21 protein-coding genes, 1 pseudogene and 1 other annotated feature are annotated in these 19,359 nt (G+C 46.0%); of the genes and pseudogenes, 9 read left to right on the forward strand and 13 right to left on the reverse strand.

Annotated elements, in window-relative coordinates:
• Window positions 1-20: 20 nt before the first annotated feature.
• The 5 genes and pseudogenes from KNP72_RS03500 to KNP72_RS03520 form a co-directional block, all read right to left on the reverse strand.
• Window positions 21-1,637, reverse strand: coding sequence for a glycosyltransferase family 4 protein (locus KNP72_RS03500; protein WP_214718103.1), 1,617 nt, complete (start codon window positions 1,635-1,637; stop codon window positions 21-23).
• The gene (locus KNP72_RS03505) at window positions 1,630-3,282 is read right to left on the reverse strand and encodes a glycosyltransferase family 4 protein (protein ID WP_214832139.1); all 1,653 of its coding nucleotides are present in this window, start codon (window positions 3,280-3,282) and stop codon (window positions 1,630-1,632) included. The genes KNP72_RS03500 and KNP72_RS03505 overlap by 8 nt, the downstream gene beginning before the upstream one ends.
• Before the next feature lie 37 nt (window positions 3,283-3,319).
• Window positions 3,320-4,105 (reverse strand): annotated as a pseudogene (gene tagH, locus KNP72_RS03510) (teichoic acids export ABC transporter ATP-binding subunit TagH); the annotation flags it as partial.
• A gap of 17 nt (window positions 4,106-4,122) precedes the next feature.
• On the reverse strand, window positions 4,123-4,929 hold the full coding sequence (locus KNP72_RS03515; RefSeq protein ID WP_214718109.1) for an ABC transporter permease: 807 nt from the start codon (window positions 4,927-4,929) through the stop codon (window positions 4,123-4,125).
• A 94-nt stretch (window positions 4,930-5,023) separates the two neighbouring features.
• Window positions 5,024-6,313 carry a nucleotide sugar dehydrogenase gene (locus KNP72_RS03520; RefSeq protein ID WP_214832140.1) on the reverse strand — a complete coding sequence of 430 codons (1,290 nt, stop codon included), beginning with the start codon at window positions 6,311-6,313 and terminating at the stop codon, window positions 5,024-5,026.
• A 353-nt stretch (window positions 6,314-6,666) separates the two neighbouring features.
• On the opposite strand from KNP72_RS03520, the gene galU reads away from it, so the two are divergent.
• Complete coding sequence (galU, locus tag KNP72_RS03525; RefSeq protein WP_214718114.1) at window positions 6,667-7,599, forward strand: UTP--glucose-1-phosphate uridylyltransferase GalU; 933 nt, start codon at window positions 6,667-6,669, stop codon at window positions 7,597-7,599.
• A gap of 4 nt (window positions 7,600-7,603) precedes the next feature.
• Window positions 7,604-8,713 (forward strand): non-hydrolyzing UDP-N-acetylglucosamine 2-epimerase, encoded by a 1,110-nt coding sequence (gene wecB, locus KNP72_RS03530; protein WP_214832141.1) that lies wholly within the window; start codon window positions 7,604-7,606, stop codon window positions 8,711-8,713.
• Window positions 8,714-8,757: 44 nt separating this feature from the next.
• Here wecB and KNP72_RS03535 read toward each other — a convergent pair whose 3' ends face one another.
• Window positions 8,758-9,132: a nuclear transport factor 2 family protein gene (locus tag KNP72_RS03535; protein WP_214718118.1), complete on the reverse strand. Its 375-nt coding sequence runs from the start codon at window positions 9,130-9,132 to the stop codon at window positions 8,758-8,760.
• 199 nt (window positions 9,133-9,331) lie between these two features.
• Window positions 9,332-9,554: a binding site (T-box leader), on the forward strand.
• 54 nt (window positions 9,555-9,608) lie between these two features.
• Here KNP72_RS03535 and trpE point away from each other — a divergent pair.
• Window positions 9,609-10,940, forward strand: a complete 1,332-nt coding sequence (trpE, locus tag KNP72_RS03540) for an anthranilate synthase component I (protein ID WP_214832143.1) — start codon at window positions 9,609-9,611, stop codon at window positions 10,938-10,940.
• Window positions 10,937-11,515: an anthranilate synthase component II gene (locus tag KNP72_RS03545; RefSeq protein WP_214718122.1), complete on the forward strand. Its 579-nt coding sequence runs from the start codon at window positions 10,937-10,939 to the stop codon at window positions 11,513-11,515. Before trpE ends, KNP72_RS03545 begins: the two co-directional genes overlap by 4 nt.
• A 3-nt stretch (window positions 11,516-11,518) precedes the next feature.
• Here KNP72_RS03545 and KNP72_RS03550 read toward each other — a convergent pair whose 3' ends face one another.
• The 7 genes from KNP72_RS03550 to KNP72_RS03580 all read right to left on the reverse strand — a co-directional run bounded on the left by KNP72_RS03550 (window position 11,519) and on the right by KNP72_RS03580 (window position 17,042).
• Window positions 11,519-12,031 (reverse strand): dihydropteridine reductase, encoded by a 513-nt coding sequence (locus tag KNP72_RS03550; RefSeq protein WP_214832145.1) that lies wholly within the window; start codon window positions 12,029-12,031, stop codon window positions 11,519-11,521.
• Window positions 12,032-12,048: 17 nt separating this feature from the next.
• Window positions 12,049-12,801 carry an iron ABC transporter ATP-binding protein gene (locus KNP72_RS03555; protein ID WP_021066414.1) on the reverse strand — a complete coding sequence of 251 codons (753 nt, stop codon included), beginning with the start codon at window positions 12,799-12,801 and terminating at the stop codon, window positions 12,049-12,051.
• On the reverse strand, window positions 12,798-13,874 hold the full coding sequence (locus KNP72_RS03560) for an iron chelate uptake ABC transporter family permease subunit (RefSeq protein WP_214832146.1): 1,077 nt from the start codon (window positions 13,872-13,874) through the stop codon (window positions 12,798-12,800). The genes KNP72_RS03555 and KNP72_RS03560 overlap by 4 nt, the downstream gene beginning before the upstream one ends.
• Window positions 13,871-14,863, reverse strand: coding sequence for an ABC transporter permease (locus KNP72_RS03565; RefSeq protein ID WP_251128832.1), 993 nt, complete (start codon window positions 14,861-14,863; stop codon window positions 13,871-13,873). Before KNP72_RS03565 ends, KNP72_RS03560 begins: the two co-directional genes overlap by 4 nt.
• Before the next feature lie 24 nt (window positions 14,864-14,887).
• Entirely contained in the window at window positions 14,888-15,889 is a 1,002-nt protein-coding gene (locus KNP72_RS03570; protein WP_214832148.1) for a siderophore ABC transporter substrate-binding protein, read from the reverse strand.
• 293 nt (window positions 15,890-16,182) lie between these two features.
• Window positions 16,183-16,473, reverse strand: coding sequence for a hypothetical protein (locus tag KNP72_RS03575; protein ID WP_214832149.1), 291 nt, complete (start codon window positions 16,471-16,473; stop codon window positions 16,183-16,185).
• Window positions 16,470-17,042, reverse strand: a complete 573-nt coding sequence (locus KNP72_RS03580) for a zinc dependent phospholipase C family protein (RefSeq protein ID WP_214832150.1) — start codon at window positions 17,040-17,042, stop codon at window positions 16,470-16,472. The genes KNP72_RS03575 and KNP72_RS03580 overlap by 4 nt, the downstream gene beginning before the upstream one ends.
• 111 nt (window positions 17,043-17,153) lie before the next feature.
• Between KNP72_RS03580 and KNP72_RS03585 the strand changes: the two genes are divergently transcribed.
• From KNP72_RS03585 to KNP72_RS03605, 5 genes are all read left to right on the forward strand, one after another.
• Complete coding sequence (locus KNP72_RS03585) at window positions 17,154-17,681, forward strand: TetR/AcrR family transcriptional regulator (RefSeq protein WP_214832151.1); 528 nt, start codon at window positions 17,154-17,156, stop codon at window positions 17,679-17,681.
• Window position 17,682: 1 nt separating this feature from the next.
• Window positions 17,683-17,991, forward strand: coding sequence for a DMT family transporter (locus tag KNP72_RS03590; RefSeq protein ID WP_214710875.1), 309 nt, complete (start codon window positions 17,683-17,685; stop codon window positions 17,989-17,991).
• Window positions 17,992-18,002: 11 nt separating this feature from the next.
• Window positions 18,003-18,344 carry a DMT family transporter gene (locus tag KNP72_RS03595; RefSeq protein ID WP_214826582.1) on the forward strand — a complete coding sequence of 114 codons (342 nt, stop codon included), beginning with the start codon at window positions 18,003-18,005 and terminating at the stop codon, window positions 18,342-18,344.
• Window positions 18,345-18,455: 111 nt separating this feature from the next.
• A complete protein-coding gene (locus KNP72_RS15815; RefSeq protein ID WP_251128833.1) occupies window positions 18,456-18,680 on the forward strand; it encodes a hypothetical protein in 225 nt (74 codons plus the stop codon).
• Between the two features lie 135 nt (window positions 18,681-18,815).
• The gene (locus KNP72_RS03605) at window positions 18,816-19,325 is read left to right on the forward strand and encodes a hypothetical protein (RefSeq protein ID WP_214832153.1); all 510 of its coding nucleotides are present in this window, start codon (window positions 18,816-18,818) and stop codon (window positions 19,323-19,325) included.
• Window positions 19,326-19,359: the final 34 nt, after the last annotated feature.

Below are 19,359 nucleotides of genomic sequence, written 5' to 3' on the forward strand. Positions count from 1 at the left end.
GAGGAAGTGCTTTTAGATTTTTATGCTTTTCGAATCTCTTCAAGCTCTTCAGGTATCACTGTATTCTTACCTGTTTTTTGAATAATCCAGTCTGAACCCACTTTTGACTTTTCTAAGAAAAGCTCTGGGTTATTATATAGTTCTTCGATGCCATCAGCAATCCCAATATAGTCTTCTTCTCCTGCGAGAATTCCTGTGTCTTCTCTCATAAACTCCGGAATACACGAGACCGCATTCGTAGCTGCAATCACACCACTAGACATAGCTTCACACATCGATACTCCTTGTGTATCCCAGCGTGTCGGGCATAAGAAGATTCCTTTATTACGATGTATTTCAGCAATTTCAGGTTGCGATAAGAATCTTTCGTGGATATGAACATTTTTAAATTGACGTAACGGTTCGAGCAATTCATCAAACTGTGGTCCCATTCCATAAATCTCAAAATCGAGATCATAAAAAAGAGGACGTTTTGAAAGTTCAAGAATCGCCTTCACCGTCAAATCATTCCCATATTTTTTATTAACGAAAGGACGTACAGTCCAAATCTTTTTACGTAATTCTGGATCCTTCTTTTCAAATTTAAATACAGAGTCATCCGTAATATTGTGAATCACTCGATAACGATCATCCGCTAATTGGAATCCAGCATCTTCTTGTGCGACATTCGCAATGAATTCAGAAATGAAAATGAACTGGTAACGATCATCCTGTCGACTAAATAGTTCATGAATAAACTTCATTCGACGGTTGTTGTTACTCGGCAGTGTCCGAAGTGTACGTGCCATCATCCCATTGTTTTCTACGTTGAACAAACGACGTGTCCATCTTTCCGCTTCGACTGCATGAATCCAAACTAAAACCGGGGTATTTGGTGCTCCAATTTCAATCGCTTCATACATGTTTCGATTAATGAAGTGAATCAAAATCTTCTTATAGTTTGTATGCTTCAAAAAATACTCTAAGCTTGTTTGATTTCCTTCAAATACGCGCACTCCATCAAACTCGTACTCATTCAAGAGAGACGACCCTTGGAAGGCAAATACATCTACCGGAAGTTGATCTTCTTGGTATGATTTCACACGGCGATGTACGAAGCCATTGCGATAAAGGTTTTCTGCATTCGGATAGATGTTCGTCAAAACTAGATAACGTTCTTCCGTATTACTCAAGTTCATTCGTTTTGGAATAACAAGTTGTTCATATTCTTTATAGTTTGCAATCCAACGCAATTCAAGATCTTCAATCGAAATCATACCTTGTCCGCTTACCCGCAAGGCCATCTTGATTTTGTTAGTCCAAACAGGAATATGAATAACACCAGTCTCACCAAATTTAATACGGCGCACATGTTTTTTTTCCCCAGCGTCGTTATAGAAAATGTACTGCATGGTCGCTTCAACATTTCCTTCTTTTCTACCCGTAAAAGTAACTAGAAGTTCACGCTGATTCTCAGGAGGTGTGATGGTCGCAGATTCATCTTCTTTAAAAGCTCCATATGCTTCAAAGTGAAGATAGCGATGTGGTACTTTATTCGAACAGTTAATATATACATTCAAAGAATCCGATTTAGAATTGTACATTTCGACTTCTGTTCCTTTGACAATCCAATTCGATGCGTTCTGATATTTATTCATGTAATCCACCCGTTCCATCTGTCATATGTTTCTCTCGTAACGCTTTTGTAAGTCGCGAGACTTCCTCTGACAAGAAAATAACGTCTTTCATATACATATCTAAATCTTCATAAGACTCAGAGTTATCGACTTTGTGAGCAGCGTTCATGATGGCTTCGTCCATTTCTATTTTCGATTCATCATTTCCTAACCGGTTAATCAAGAAGAGATATTCCTGTGATAAAACAGCCAATCTTGATTTATAAAAACGGATTTGCTCTCGAACTTCACGTGGGGTCATATAAAATAATGGTATTTTTTTCTCATTCCAAAGTTTATCACTCAATTGAACATACATCGATTCGAATGTAAAACGCTTAGCCACTTCAAACATTCGTTTTGCAGCCATCTCATAAATTTCAGGATTTTCGACTGCAAGCAAAATGTTTGCCACAACCTCTTCATCTGAATTCGCATAGAGTGGGTAGTCGTCTCCAAATAATCTTGTGTGCATATCAGACTTGTTAAAGATGACTGGCTTGCCTAAAATAGCGTACTCTAGCACTTTTGTAGATAATTCTAATGAGTCATCAAGCTCATGCGAACGATAACTAATTCCAATATCTGATTCTAAAATCAGCTTTTGTGACTCTTCGCGTGAAACGCCACCAATCCATTTGACACCCGGTGTTATTTCAAGCAATTGTGTAACGTCTTCTTTAAAGTTCTCATTTACTTTCGAATCATTAAATTTGTCACCCGCAATGTTAAATGTAATCTTTGGAAGACGCTGACGAATAGTTGGGAATAATTCCAACAGTTCTTGAGACATCCATAGATCAGCGAATTTACCGGCGTAAACAAGAGATGGTTGATTTGAAATTTTAAATGTAGGCTTCAATTCCTCATTCATTGGAATCATTGGATTCAACACATAAACCTTGTCTTTGGCAAAAGGGAACAATTCAATTAAGAATTCTCTCATCTCTTCTGTCTGACATAAAAATCGATTACAGTGCAACAAGACCGACTGTAAATCTTCAAACTCTTGAACTGAGAATTCCTCCATTGAATGTGGGAAGTCAGTCAAATATACCCACATTTTCTTCATTAAGTGTGGATGTTTCAAGAGCGCTTTAATAACAGGATAACCTCGAACAATACAGAAATCGTAATCTTTTTCATTGAAACAATGTTGAATTACCGTTGGTGCGTAACCAGGACTAATATCCTTACGCTTATACCATCTTGCAGTACCTAGCTGCTCACGATGCTTTTCAGCAAACGGATCAATAATTTGTACATTATCTAATTCATATAAAGGTTTTAGTAAACGATCATTATAAACGTGCGTTTTCAAAAGTAAATCTGTTTGAATATTTTCTCCTACCGAGAGCATCCGTGCGACAGACGTCGCCCATACTGCCGAACCGTCTAATAAGTTTAAGTTGACGTTTCCGTAAATTAAAACTTTTAGCTGTTTTGTATCAAGTGAATGATAATTCGTAAGATTCAATTCACCTGCATCTATTGTCATTTGCGCTGATCGCGAAGTCTCTAGCGCATATTTCATTACAGATTTATAATCAATATTTGGAATCAACTTTGCGTTGTTGCGAACACGCTGTGCCGTCTTTCTAATCTTATCGCTTGGAAACTTAAGCATTTACGCTACTCCCTTTATCCTTTGACTTTTTAACAGTTTGATATTGAGTTTGTAACATTTTCTCGCGATACTCTTTCCGTTCTTCCGGAGTCCATCGCTTATAACGAGTTAAAAAATTCCCGTAATTATCTAGCACTTCTTTCGAATCACCATATTCACGGATGACCCCATATTCTAACCACAATACTTTTGTACAGAAGCTTCGAACTTGTGCAATGGAGTGACTGACAAAGACGATTGTTTTGCCTTCTTCTTTAAACTCATTCATTTTATCTAAACACTTATCAGTAAATGTTTGGTCCCCTACGGATAAAGCTTCGTCGATTACCAAAATATTTGGATTGATATGAACTGAAATCGCAAAGCCGAGTCGAGATTTCATACCGCTCGAATAATTTTTAACAGGTTGATCAATAAATCTACCAATGTCAGCAAATTCGATAATATCAGGTTCAAGTTCTTTAATTCGTTTTGGAGTTAGACCTAACATCAGTCCTTTTAATTCAATGTTATCTCTACCGCTTAAGTTCCCATTCAGTCCAGATGAGATTGCAACTAGTGAAACATCTCCATCTGTTTTGATTTCTCCATAAGAAGGTTGTGTGACACCTGAAATGAGATTCGATAAAGTCGATTTCCCAGAACCGTTAACACCGACAAGACCTAATACTTCGCCTTTCGGAAGTTCAAATGAAATGTCATTAAGAGCCACAAATCGCTCTCCATACCCTCCTGGAATGACCAGGTCTAAAAATTTATCTTTCGAGTTTTTATATATTTTGAAATGCTTTGAAACATGCTCAACTTTAATTGCATAGCTCATTTAAATTCACCTTATCTTTACAAGTAGTCTGTAAACGAGTCACGGAACTTCACGTGTAACGCCGCCGCAATCAATAAAATGATTGCAACAAATGACCAAAAATACAACATGTATCCTGGATGTTCCCAGAACCAATGATGATAAAAGAACGTGTTTCTATATCCTTCAATGACGTAGTTGATTGGATTCAACTGTAAAATGGGTCTGATGACTTCCGGCATAGTCGTCAATGGCCATAAAATTGGAGTTACATAAAATAACATCCTCACCATCGACTGCAGAAGACTTTGAAAATCTCGCGCCAAGGTTGAAAATGTTGAAAAGAGTAGTGCAAATGCATAGCTCAATAAGAAGGTAGCCACCAAATAATATGGTAACTGCAAAATATAAATCGAAAATTGAATATCGTAACCAATCAAAACGACTGCGATAATCAATAAAATAAATGCGTGTTCAATAAAGAACGTCAACATCACGTAAGATGGGATAATACTCATAGGGAAGTTCATCTTTGATACTAAATTTAATCTTGCATAAATGGAGTTAGACCCTTGTACAAACGCTTTACTTACGAAGAACCAAAGCGAGATTCCGACAATCATCCAAGGTAAGAACGGGACACCATCCACGTCATTCCCCGAACGTAACCCAATTCCAAATACAAACCAGTATACAGCAATTTGGAACAATGGATTTAAAAACTCCCATACAATTCCTAAGTAGTGATTTGAGTACTGCGATTTTGTTTCATATCGCGCAAGTCTACCTACCATATATATGTTATCAACGTGTTCCTTTAACACTTTTTTAAATGATTGAAACATAATTCAACGAATCCTCTCCATAATCGAAGTAAAGTAGAAATGCCTCTATACAAATTAAAATTGTACAGAGGCACTCCTAACCGTCTTGAATTGATTAGATTAACTCCGCAACATTTGTGTACTTGTAAAGATTGCCGTAGTTAACCACTTCAACCTTACTATCTGTATCCTCTTTTACAATGTTTCGTGTATCGAAAATACGAGGTGTGTTCATAGTTGCCGTTAATTCATTAAAGTTAAGTTGTTTGAACTCGTTATGATCGACTAACACCAATACCAAATCCGCTCCCGTTAGTGCTTGTTCCGAAGACACAAGGTCAAACTTGTCAGAAATTGAGCGTTCAACATGCGGATCGTGAACTTCAACGTTCACACCACGCTCAATCAACAAGTCGATTATTTCGACCGCTGGACTTTCACGCATATCGTCGACGTTTCCTTTATATGTTACGCCAAATGCAGCAATTTTAGGATTCTCGATTCCTTCAACCAATTTTTGAGCGTGTGTTGCTACATAATCTGGCATTGAAACGTTCGTGTCACGTGACAGTTTGATGATTTTAGCAAGTTCAGGTTGCTTAGCAACGATGAAGTAAGGATCAACAGCTAGACAATGACCACCAACGCCCGGACCGGGACTATGAAGATTTACACGTGGATGTTTGTTAGCCATTTCAATAACATCCAATACGTTAATATCAAGAGCATTGCATACTTTTGCTAATTCGTTAGCTAAAGCAATGTTGACATCTCTAAATGTGTTTTCCATTAATTTTGACATTTCTGCAGTTTTCGCGTCTGTTTGAATAATCTCGCCTTCAACAAACGTACGATATATTTCAGCGCCTTTTTCTGCACATGTTGAAGTAATCCCTCCAACAATGCGGTTATTGTGAACAAGCTCATGCAAAATTTGACCTGGTAGTACGCGTTCAGGACAATGTACCAAATATACATCTTCCCCTACAACGAAACCGGCTTCTTCTACTAATGGTTTTACAAAGTCATCCATTGTTCGTGGAGCAATTGTAGATTCCACGATAATGACGTTCCCTTTTTGAACAACTGGTAGCACACGACGTGTTGCATCCAATACGTATGTCAGGTCACACGATTTATTTTCGTCGTCATTATTCGGTGTAGGTACCGCAATGATAAAAGCATCAGCCGGTTCAACATCGAGCGAGGCGCGGAATTTACCTGATGCTACCACTTCTTTAACAACTTCACCTAAACCAGGTTCTTCAATATGAATTTCCCCGCGGTTTAATTTATCTACAACTGATTGATGAATATCAATACCTACTACGTCTGTACCGTACTTCGCAAAAACAGCAGAAGTCGGTAAACCGATATATCCGAGTCCAATTGTACAGAGTTTCATGTTTTTTCCTCCACCTTAAACTTTACTCACTTACTTTTCATGATTATATATTATTACTAAACTAAGCCATTACTAAAGCACCCTAATCATTCTGTGTTAGGAAGATTGAAAAGATTTAGTAAAGACAAACAAGCAGAATTATACTATTGTTTGTGTACTAATTTCAAGCTTATCCATCTAGATCGACACTCACCCGGATGTTTACGAGCACAGACGTAAGTCTAATATGTTTTTATAATGTAGTCAAATTACATAATGACTACATTTTTATCAACTTCATGAATAATAAAATTGGTTTATGCTATGATGATTTGTGTTGAACATTTAATTCTTTGATTAAAAGGAGATTCTTTATGAAAAAGATTAGAAAAGCTATTATTCCGGCAGCCGGACTTGGCACACGCTTTCTACCAGCAACGAAAGCAACACCAAAAGAGATGCTTCCAATTCTCACAAAACCAACTATTCAATATATTGTCGAAGAAGCAGTCGCTTCAGGAATCGAACAAATCATTATCGTCACCGGTCGTAATAAACGTGCAATAGAAGATCACTTCGATTCTAATCCAGAACTTGAAAGTCAACTTCGCGCAAAAGAAAAGTATGATTTACTTGAAAAAGTACAAGCGTCTTCTCAACTAGCTGAAATTCATTATATTCGCCAACAAGAACCAAAAGGTTTAGGACATGCGATTTGGAGTGCACGTCACTTTATCGGGGACGAACCCTTTGCAGTATTACTTGGTGACGATTTAATCGTATCTGAAAAGCCAGGTCTTCAACAATTGATTGAGCAGTACGAGAAAACAGAATCTGCTGTCATCGGTGTTCAGGAAGTGCCTGATGATCAGACACATCGTTATGGAGTTATTAATCCACTAACGAGTGATGGTAGACTCTATGATGTTAAAGGATTTGTTGAGAAACCAGCTCCAGGAACTTCACCATCAAATTTAGCGATTGTGGGTCGATATGTACTAACTCCTCAAATTTTCCGATTCTTAGAAAGACAAGAGGTTGGCGCAGGCGGTGAAATTCAATTGACGGACGCAATCAATTACTTAAACGGTATTCAACGCGTATTCGCTTATAACTTTGAAGGGAAGCGCTTTGACGTTGGAGAAAAATTGGGCTACGTCGAAACAACACTCGCATTTGCTTTGCAAGATGAATCTATTCACGATGAACTTGCACCAATCCTTACAAAGTATTTAAAAGAAGAATTTTCACGTGAACAATTGGCAGATTTTATTAAAGAATTATCAGCGAACGAAGAGGGAGAATGAGAACATGATTAAAGTAATGACTGTTTTTGGTACGCGACCAGAAGCCATTAAAATGGCGCCTCTCGTGCTTGAACTAAAGAAACACCCTGAGATTGAGCCAATTGTGGTTGTAACTGCACAACATCGTCAAATGCTTGATCAAGTGCTTAAACTGTTTAAAATTACTCCTGACTATGACTTGAACATTATGCAGAGTGGCCAAACTTTATTTGACGTCACTGCAAAAGTATTAAAAGGAATGGGAGAAATTATCTCAGACGTGAAACCAGATATCGTTCTTGTTCATGGAGATACGACCACAACATTTGCCTCTTCACTCGCTGCCTTTTATAATCAGACGGCTGTCGGTCATGTTGAAGCTGGTTTAAGAACTAATAATAAATATTCTCCATTTCCAGAGGAACTAAATCGGCAGGCGACTGGAATAATGAGCGATTTACACTTTGCACCGACAGACGATTCAAAAAACAACCTTTTAAAAGAAGGGAAAGCAAATGAAGTTATTTTCGTAACGGGCAACACAGCCATCGATGCATTACAAACGACCGTTTCAGAAGACTACTCACATCCTCTACTAGATGCAATCAAACAATCTGAACGTAAACTAGTTCTTTTAACCGCTCACCGTCGTGAAAACTTAGGTGAACCTATGAAGAATATTTTTAGAGCGGTTAAGCGTCTAATCGAACGTCATGATGACATTGAAGTGGTTTACCCAGTTCATATGAATCCTATCGTGCGTGATGCAGCTAACGAAATCTTGCATGATGTCAATCGCGTTCATTTAATTGAACCATTAGATGTGTTTGACTTCCACAACTTTGCTGCCTCATCGCACATTATTTTGACGGATTCCGGCGGTGTTCAAGAAGAAGCACCTTCCCTTGGAGTGCCGGTTCTAGTACTTCGTGATACAACCGAACGACCAGAAGGGGTAGCAGCAGGTACATTGAAACTCGCTGGAACAGATGAAAATAACATTTTCAATCTCTCTCACCAATTATTAACGGATACTACTTTCTATGATTCTATGGCAAAAGCATCAAATCCATACGGTGATGGTACAGCTTCTAAACAAATTACGGAGCACATCGTCCGCTATTTTCCAAAGTAAACGTGAAATATAAAAACTTCCGCCAATAAAAACGGCGGAAGTTTTTATATTTCATTTATCATCGTCGCCTGGCCACCTTGCCAAAGCCACGTATCTTCTTGTTTCACATAGACATGCAGCACCCAGAACCGGCCTTCGTAAGCGTTCGTTCCAAGAATGAAATGCTCTTCAAGCAACAGTTGCACGAGGGCGATTTCGCCCGCCACCGTCTCGTCGAAAGTGACCGTATCCTGTGCGATCCACTGGACCGACGCTGGGTCGACGAACTGGTCTAAAAATGTTTCTTTATCGAACTGACGTCCGCTCGAGTCGACGTAACGAAACTCGTCATTCATGATGCCGCGCATCGCGTCAAGGTCTCCCTTGACTTGAAGTGCGGCCCGTTCGTCAGAAAGTTGTTTTAAGTTGATGGTTTCCATTGATTGATGTACCTACCTTTCGCGTCCATCATATCATACTCATAGGCCAGAGTCGTCCGCTTCGATATCCAATAGAAATAAGTTTCCATCCTCATTTTGATGAAACCATATTATTAACTAATTCTCTCTTTACTCCGATTCACAGTTCGCATCTTGACATTCTGACTTCAGCCCGTTAAAGTAACGATAACATTCATACGAACTCGCGATGAGAAAGAAGAGTAGCGTGAAGATTCGTCTCCAGAAAGCCGGTGGTCGATGCGAACCGGTGACGTGTCTCACGTGAATGGGCTTTTGAGCGTTCAGACCGATACGTAGGCTCTGACGGGTCCTCCCGTTACCGAGGATAGTGAATGATTGTTCGCGATGAGTGGGGGGAGCTCCCCCAACGAAGGTGGCACCACGGGTCCCCCGTCCTTCATGTCTTTTTAGACATGTCGGGCGGGGGACTTTTTTTATTTCAAGGAGGAGATCACATGAAACAACTTATCATCAACGGCGACGAACTGACGCCAGTGGCCATCTTTCATCGATTAGAGGGCGAACGGAAAGTACTGCTCGAGAGCCGCGCCGAAGGGAAGCATGGCCGTTACTCGATTATCGCCTCTAGTCCGGTCGAGACGATTCGCGCCAACGGCAACGAAGTGACCGACGCATCCGGCACGATGCACACGGACGACCCGCTTGCCTTGTTATCAGAACTGGTTTCGCGAGACACGCCGGATGCCCCCTATCCGTTCATCGGTGGTGCCGTCGGTTATATCGGTTATGACATGCAACGCGTCTATGAACCGATCCCGAACACACCTAGCGAGACTCGCGGTTTGCCGGACGCCTTGTTCCAACGATATGAGACGGTCGTTCTCTATGATCACGTCGAGGAGCAGGTCATCGTGATCGACACCGGGGATGATGATGCTGAGAAGCGACTCCACCACGTCAAACTGGCACTCGAGACGGCGAAGACACACGAGCTCGCCCCTGTCGTCCGCACGAGTGAACGCGTATTGACTGGCAAGGATGAGTTCGTCGAACGCGTCTTGCAGGCGAAAGAAGCCATCCTCGCCGGTGAGGTGTTCCAGCTCGTCTTGTCCCAACGGATCGATGCGACGTTCACCGGCGACCCGTTCCACTTCTATCGGACGCTCCGGAAACAGAACCCGAGTCCGTACTTGTTCTATATCGATCTGGGCGAGGCAATCGTCCTCGGGGCGTCCCCGGAGAGTCTCGTTCGCGTCGAGGGCAATCGCGTCTCGACGAATCCTATTGCGGGCACGCGCCCCCGCGGCAAGACAATCGAAGAAGACGTGAGTCACGCCGCTGATCTCATTCAAGACGAGAAAGAACTCGCCGAGCACCGGATGCTGCTCGATCTCGGCCGCAACGACATCGGCCGGGTCGCCAAAGTCGGCTCGGTCACAATTCCGAAACAGATGGAAATCGAACGCTTCAAAAACGTCATGCATCTCGTCTCCGAGGTCGAAGGCGAGCTCCGTGACGACTTGAATCCGATTGATGCGTTACGCGCCTGTCTCCCGGCCGGTACCGTCTCCGGCGCCCCGAAGATTCGGGCGATGCAGCTGATTGACGAATTGGAGACGGTGAAACGCGAAGTATATGCCGGGGCCGTCGGCTATCTCGACGTCCGGGGCGGCTATGATTTCGCTCTCGCTATCCGGACTATGGTCGTACAAGGGGATACGGCCTACGTCCAAGCGGGCGCCGGTATCGTCTACGATTCGGACCCGGTGTCAGAATATGAAGAGACGTTGCATAAAGCCAAATCTCTTTTGGAGGTGTTCGCATGATTCTACTCATCGATAATTACGACTCGTTCACGTACAACGTGTATCAAGATGTCGCCCGGTTCAGCGACGTCTTGGTCGTCCGCAATGATGAACTGACAATCGAGGCGATACGCGCCCTCAACCCAGCCGGCATCATTATTTCCCCAGGTCCAGGTGGTCCGGCCGACGCCGGTGTCTCGCTCGACGTCGTCCGCTCTTTGTCTGGCACCATCCCCATCCTCGGTGTCTGTCTCGGACATCAAGTCATCGCCGAAGCGTTCGGGGGGACAGTCGGACGGGCCGAACAAGTCATGCATGGGAAGACGTCCGTGATCGAGACAATACCGAGCGTCTTGTTCGATGGGAATCCGAGCGAGGTCATGCGCTATCATTCGCTCGTCGTCTTGGAGACGGATCTCATCGTGACCGCTCGCACGACGGACGGTGTCATCATGGCACTCGAGCATCCCGAACACCCGACATATGGCGTCCAGTACCATCCCGAGTCGATTGGTACACCGGACGGACGCGACCTGTTCGAGCGCTTCGTTGAGATTTGCCATACAAAAAGACCGAGGAACGTATCCTCGGTCTGAGTGTCAGGCTTTCAGGAAATCTTCAAATTGAAAGTCATGCTTGTCGAGCATGATTTGATCGGGCGTGACACCGCTTTGACGCAACGCGGCAATCGTCGCATGCAAGAAATCATCGCTGCCGACCACATAAAACAGCCCATTCCGGTCTGCCGCTAGTGCCTCGACCTTCTGGTAATAGTCTGGACGACTGTCGACAAACTCAGCCGTAAAGGCGTCTGTTGACGCGAATACATCGTTAAACAGATATTCTTTCGACGAGTCGACGTTCAACGAGTGGAGGTGCGGCACACCTTCCCCGTTCGCCAAATACGCGAGCACGAGCGGGCGGAACGTCGAAATCGACATATGGCGAATCAACGTCCGGTTCGGTCGATCTTCCTTGTTAAATCCCTCGAGCGCGAAGTGTGTGTGCGCCCCTTCTTCCCATGTGAAGCCAGCCGGTAGCTCAAGCTTGAACGTGTAGGTGTCTTTTGATTCCTCCACGACTTGTTGAATCGGTGTCCAGTAAATCTGCATCGAATCCCACCCTTTCTTTAATAGACTGCGATTGGCCCATATGGCCCTTGAATAATCTCCAGTTTCGTCTCGAATATGTCAGATAGGATGTCTGCATCCATAATCTCCTCGACCGTACCGAAGGCGGCGATGTTCCCGTCTTTCATCGCACAGATGCGGTCCGAATATTTCGCTGCGAAGTTGATGTCATGGAGCACCGTGACGATTGTCCGTCCGAACTCGTCAGCGACGTGGCGCAAGTACTCCATCATCTGGACCGATCGAGCGATATCGAGGTTATTGAGTGGCTCATCGAGGAGCACGTATTCCGTCTCCTGACAGAGCACCATCGCGACGTACGCCCGTTGGCGCTGTCCACCCGACAATTCATCGAGATAGCGATGCTCGAGCGACGTCAAGTCGAGGAAGTCGATATATTTCGAGATAATCCGTTCATCCTCTTGCGTCAACCGCCCTTTTGAGTACGGGAAGCGTCCGAAGCCCGCGAGCTGACGGACGGTGAGACGCGTCACGAAATGGTTCTCTTGCCGTAAGATTGTGACGATTTTCGCCAAGTCTTTCGATTTCGCGCTCGACACGTCCAGGCCGGCGACATGGATTTGACCTTCATCCAAGTCGAGTAAACGGCCAATCATCATGAGCGTCGTCGATTTCCCAGCCCCGTTCGGTCCAATCAACGACGTGAATCCAGCTTTCGGGATGTCGAGATTGATCGGTCCGATTTGGACGTCATCCGTATATGTTTTTTGTACTTGTTCAAGTTGAATCATAATGACCTCTTCCGTAAAATCACCGCTAAGAAAATCACGCCGCCGAACAGTTCGATGATGACGGACACGACACTCGGTGTATTGAGAATGTGATACATAAAGAAATACGCGCTCGTCAGAACGAAGAAACCAAGCGCGAACGCCAGCGGAAACACGTACTTATGATCGTACGTCGCCGCCACTTGATAGCTGAGCGTCGCCACCAAGAATCCGAAGAACGTCAACGGTCCAATCAGCGCCGTCGATACCGACATGAGGAGCGAGATTAAGACGAGCGTAAAGATGACGCTCCGGCGATGGTTCACTCCGAACGATGTCGCCACGTCTTTCCCGAGTGCGACGACGTTCAAGCGATTGGAGAAGCTATACAATAAGATCCCGACGACAATCACGATCGGGATGACAATCGGGAAGTAGGCGGCATCGGCATTCATCACCGAACCGAACAGACGGGCCTGCAGAACGTCGAACTCGGACGGCGCGAGCATGCGGCGCATGAACGAGGACACCGAGTTCAAGCCGGTCCCGATGATAATGCCGATGAGAAGCATGAGTTGCAGATTGCCATATTTCCCTGACAAGAGCCAGCCATACAAGAGCAGACTCATGAGCACCATGAGGCCCACCTGAGTCAAAAAGGCACCGGTTCCCGAAAAACCGATTAACGCCCCTGCACCGAAGAAGAAAATCATGCTTGTCTGAATCGTCGAGTAGAGTGCGTCGAACCCGAGTAACGATGGCGTGATGATCCGGTTGTTCGTCACCGAATGAAACGCGACTGTCGCCATGCTTTGACAGAGCGCGGCAATCGCCATCGTGATGACGGCGACGACCCGACGCTCGACGACCGGGACGAACGACGGCGAGTCGAACGGGACCGGATTGTTATAGACGAGCAATCCGAACGCACAGAGCAATCCTCCGATGATGAAGAAGGCAAGGAATAGCCAGTAGCGGCGCTGTTCTCGTTTCGAACGGAACGCCGTCGCACACCGTTCTTCTGTATGCACGGATCGACCATCGACATCATACGCTTCCCGTGGCTTCGTCTTATTTTCAATAAGTGTGCTCATCGTACCCCTCCCGTCTTCCGTTGTCTCATGAGAATCGCGATGAACACGATTGATCCGACCGTCCCGAGAATGAGTGATACCGGCAATTCGAACGGCATGATGATCGTCCGCGAAATCAAATCGCTGACGAGGACCGTTCCCATCCCGATGACGCATACCCACGGCAAGTTGCTGCGCAGGTCATCCCCGCGAAACATCGAAACGATGTTCGGAACGATGAGCCCGAGAAACGGCAGATTGCCGATGACCGTCGCCACGACCCCGACCGCGAGTGCAATCAGTCCCGTCGCAATCAAGATGAGGCGGTTGTAGTTGACGCCGAGGCTCGTCGCGATGTCTTCTCCGAGTCCAGCGAGCGTCAAGCGATTCGCAAGGATGAAAATGAAGAACGTGACGAGGATGATGAGCCACAAGTATTCATAACGTCCGATCTGCACCGATGCGTACGACCCGACGAACCAACCTTCAATCGTCTGGCTTGCTTGAAAGAATAGACCGAGAAACGTTGACACGGCCGAGACGACCGCCCCGAGCATGAGTCCGATAATCGGGACAATCAACGACGATCGAAGTTTGACCGAGCGCAGAAACCAGAAGAAGACCATCGTTCCGATGAACGAAAAGACGATCGCCCCCGTCATCCGCATCATGAGCGTCGGAGCCGGGACGAGCAGATACACAGCGAGCAGGCCGAGTCCCGCCCATTCGAGTGTCCCGGTCGTCGTCGGTTCGACGAGACGGTTTTGCGTGATCAGTTGCATGACCAGTCCCGACATCGCCATGGCGGCACCGGTTAACATGATTGCAATCGTACGCGGGACGCGGGTGATCCAAAACATGTCCGACCCACCTTCTTGACGAATGTCATAGACGCCGGTCACGAGCGAAAGGCCCGCCAATATGAACACCACAAGCATTGCTACGATAAAGGACTTCGTCCATATGTTAGAAAAGGAGGGCTGAGACATTGTCTCAACCCTTGCTGTCATTGGTTTTTGCACAACGTGACTCCCTTATTTCGAAAGCGCGGCTGCGATGTCGTTGAATAGTTCAGAATAAGTTTGAATCGACTCGTTGATGTACGTATCGTTCGGCGCATACACGATTTTTTCGTCTGTCACGGCTTTCGTTTTTTGGAGTGCCGGTGCGTTATCAATCACGTCCGCTGCAGGTACAGCGTCTTCCATGCTTGAAATCGCCGCATCACGGTCGAGGACGAGCAACCAGTCCGGGTCACTCTCAGCAATCGCTTCGACCGAAACCTCATCCCCTTGGTGGTCACCTGTCGTTTTCGCTACTTCGAGGGCAGGTGTCCAGCCAAAGATGTCATACATCGGTCCGAAGACACGACCTGTGTTCGGCGCCGAGAAGCCGATATCGCCACCTGAAACGATGACTGACATCACTTTATCTTCACCGTTGTATGCTGTTTTCACACTGTCGATCGATGCTTCGAAGCTCGCGATGAGCTCATCTGCTTCTGTTTCTTTTTCAAAGATTTGGCCGAGTGAACGTGTCGTCGTCTCAAAGCCTTCCACCAAGATTTCTCCTGGCGTGCCCGCATCTTCGGGAAGTTCGATGTCCAAGTTGATGACGGCTGCTTCTGGGACTAATTTTTTAATGTCTTCGTAGTAGTCGGCGAATCGTTGTCCGACGATGACGACATCCGGATCCACACCGGCGATCGCTTCTAAGTTCGGCTCATTGTGCATCCCGACGTCTACGATGTCTTTATCATTTTTATAAGGCAAGTCCGCTGGAATCAATCCGATTGGTGCCGCGACCAAGTCGATTCCCCAATCTGAGAGCGTCTCGAACGTTCGGTTGTCGAGCGCGACGACCTTCTCCGGATTGACCGGTACGTCGATTGTTCCATGTGCGTCTGTGATTTCAACTGTCTTCGGTGCCGTCTCGGCTTCCGCACTTCCTGCGTCTTTCGTTTCGTCCGTGCTACCGCATGCGGCTAGCGTCAAGACGAGTGATGTGAGCATAACTGCTGCTTTCCATTTCCCCATTCTTTCCATCTCCCTATGTATCTGTTTTTGAATGACGACCTTCTCAGTGAGTCCGCGACTAGTCCACGTTTCTGCTCTATGTAAGGAATACTGATGCTTTCTCACTGATAATGATTATCATTGTCGTTTTCATTGAGAAGCATAACAAACAAAAATAGGTTGCGCAATGCCAAATTTTCAAATTGGAAATGGAAATATTATTCTTTCTATCTAATGCCAACAAAAAAAGAAAGCGGAACGCCTGTCCACTTTCTAAGCAAATAGAGTTCATTCGGTCACTCTCATTTGTCCGATTACGCTTCCGAAATCCCGTTAGCGAGCACCAACAAAAAAATCCAAATCGATAGCGGCACAATCAATCCAAGATTCCCGACGAGACTGAACACACGCACCGTCTTGTCTTTTGAGAACAGGCCCCAAATCAATGTGGCAATCAGGGCGACATCTAGGACAATGTAGACCCATATGGCCGTAATCAAGTTCAAATCCGGGAAAAAGCGGCCGTTCACAGTGAACAGCGCCATGATTGTCAAAATAGAAAGTCCAAACGTCACGTAAAGCGGTGCATAACGTCGTTGAATCATATAATCACCCCACTCTTCTGTTGGACCATCTGTCGACATCGAAGGATGCACGTCTCGACGTAGCCATCGAACTGGTGTGGCAAAAACATCGTGTACGTCCCTTCCTCTTTCGCCTTCGCATCTTGCTTGATTTTGAGGATGAGTGCCAGCAGCTCGCCTTGTGCGGCATTGGTTAACACGTCGAAATCGAAGGCGTCCAATCGCTGGACTAAACGAGCGTTATATGAATCAAAATCGGCATAATACATCGCCTGCTTTTCTGGGTCTTTCGTAATGACTTGCTTGAGCCAGGCTTTATAAAACCCCTGCAACCAAATCTCGTCCGCGACGAGATGGCAATAATAGCCGAGGCGGAACGATTGATTCTCGTCCGCACTGTCCACCCAATATTGATCAAGGTCGATCCGTCTTGTCATATCCTCATGCTGTCCCGCGTAATAGTGGGTGTTTTGTTTAGACGTCGTCGCATCGGGCGCAAGATTTCCCAACAAAAAAGCCGTGCGATCGACATCTGTCAAATGCGCCAACACCTCATTCGCGATGACAAGATGCATCAAATGTGAACCCATCATCCCTTCCCCCTTTTCCTAATTATCCCATTCATGTATTCATCTCGACAACCCAACTCTAGTCTGATACGCTCACTATACTGACCGTTCAGTATAGCAAGGAGGGCACACATGAGTAAAAAACAATTGTTACTGCGGACCGCCGCACAAATCATTCAAACCGAGGGCATTCAACAACTGTCGATGGACCACTTAGCCAAACGCGCCGGTATCACGAAAGGTGGCGTCTTATACCACTTTGAAAGCAAGGCCAACCTGTTGCAGCAGATGAATAGAATGGCGCTCGATGAATTTGAAAATCGGATCGTCCATCATCAAACCGGGTTAGATGGTCCTTATCCGTTCACACGCGCCTACGCCCTCGCGACGCTCGATTATAGCGATGGTGATGCCGACTTGATTGCCGTCTTCATCTCATCACAAGAAGATGCGAGCGGAAAGCTTTGGAACGACGCCGCCAAACGTTGGGATAAACAGTTCGCCGCGGATGGTCCTGACGCTAATCGCGTGCTCGAGCTTCGACTGCTCTGTGACGGGTTTTGGTTCGCGTTGACATATGGCTATAGCGCTGCGTTCAAAAATCGGGCTGCCCGCATCATCCGACAAAAGTGCGACGCGCTGTCAAAAGGAGAATCGTAATATGGGCTTCGTCTATCTCGTCGGTGCCATCGTCTCTGAACTGTTCGGTTCGAGCATGTTGAAGCTGAACGCGACGACTACGAGCCGCCTGCCCGTCCTTGGTGTCGCCTTCGGTTACGTGACGGCATTTTACTTGTTGTCGCTCGCCCTTCTTTCCATCCCACTCAGTTTCGCCTATGCGTTTTGGAGCGGGGTCGGCACGGCAGCGACGGCGCTGATCGGCTTCCTCGTCTTCAAGGAACAAGTCCGGATTCAGACCGTCATGGGCATCGGGCTTGTCATCATCGGGCTCGTCTTGATGAAACTATGAGGAGGGAAATCATGAAATCCTATGGAATCTTACTAGTATCGATTGCATTCGAAGTGCTCGGGACGTCGATGTTGAAGCTGTCGGACGGATTTACCAATCTGTTCCCGAGTCTTGTTCTCTTAATCAGCTTCGCCATCTCGTTCACGTTGATGGGCATCGTCTTGAAGACCATCCCGCTCAGCATTGCCTATAGCGTCTGGGCCGGGCTCGGTACGGTCGCGACCGGGCTGATTGGGGTGTTCGTGTACGGGGAAGTGCTGTCGACCTTGAACAGCATCGGCCTGATTGTCATCGTGCTCGGCGTCATCGTCATGAATCTTGGAAAACGGGAGGAGCAACCACATGCTGGCTGACTTAATCGAACAACAGGAACGGGCATTACTGACGACCGACGTGCGCACATCGTCTGAGCATTTGCGCCGTCTACTCACGGATGTTTTTTTGAAATCGGCAGTTCCGGACGCATGTTATATCGGACGGCATCTGCCGCCACGATGGACCTCGGCGAGATTCAAATCACCCTATCCGACTTCTCACTGGAGACCGTTCAAGACGACGTCGTCCTGGCCACGTATCGGACCGAAGACCACTCCACCGGACGCATCGCCTTGCGCAGTTCGATTTGGGTGAACGTTGATGGCCAATGGAAGATGCGTTTCCATCAAGGGACAATCGTTCCGCCTTCTTGAAACTAAATCGTCACCTCAAAAGGGAGTGTCCCAATCGACACTCCCTTTCGTCGTACCTGATTCATTTTTGTACACACCCATCATGTTCATTTTGCTTATAATCAACCCATCCGATGAGATGAAAGGATGATGAACATGGATCAACAAACAAAAAAGCAATGGCTTCAATCCGTACGTCCGAGGCGTTCCGTAGACGAACAGCTGGCCATCAAGGCATCCCGGGAAGCGAAATTGACGTTCGAGCCGACCATCCCGCTCGATGCCATCCGTAAAAAACGACCAACCATCACCGTCACGTTCACGGTCGGCGGCTTCGGCGTCCATAACGAGTCCACCATCACGTTTTTTGAAGATGGCGCGGTCAAACGAGAAGTCATCTGGCGTGAAGAGTTCGACTTAAGCACGGCGATTCCCCATTCCGGTTGGTACAACGAAACAGATGCTTTCCGCGTCCATGAGCGATTCGTGTCGCTCGTCTCACATCGCTGGCCTGAAGTATTCGAGGAAAAAGGGTACTTCACGATGGACGGGACACAATGGAACTTCACTGTGAACCGTCACGGCAAACTGTTGCATCAGCATGGGGGTAGCAACGCCTATCCTTCCAATTGGAAAGCTGTCATCGAACTGTTCGGCATCTCTTGAACGAAAAAAGAGCACCCACAGCGGGCACTCTCCA

This window comes from Exiguobacterium sp. s152 (assembly GCF_018618335.1).
GTDB classification, from domain to species: domain Bacteria; phylum Bacillota; class Bacilli; order Exiguobacteriales; family Exiguobacteriaceae; genus Exiguobacterium; species Exiguobacterium chiriqhucha.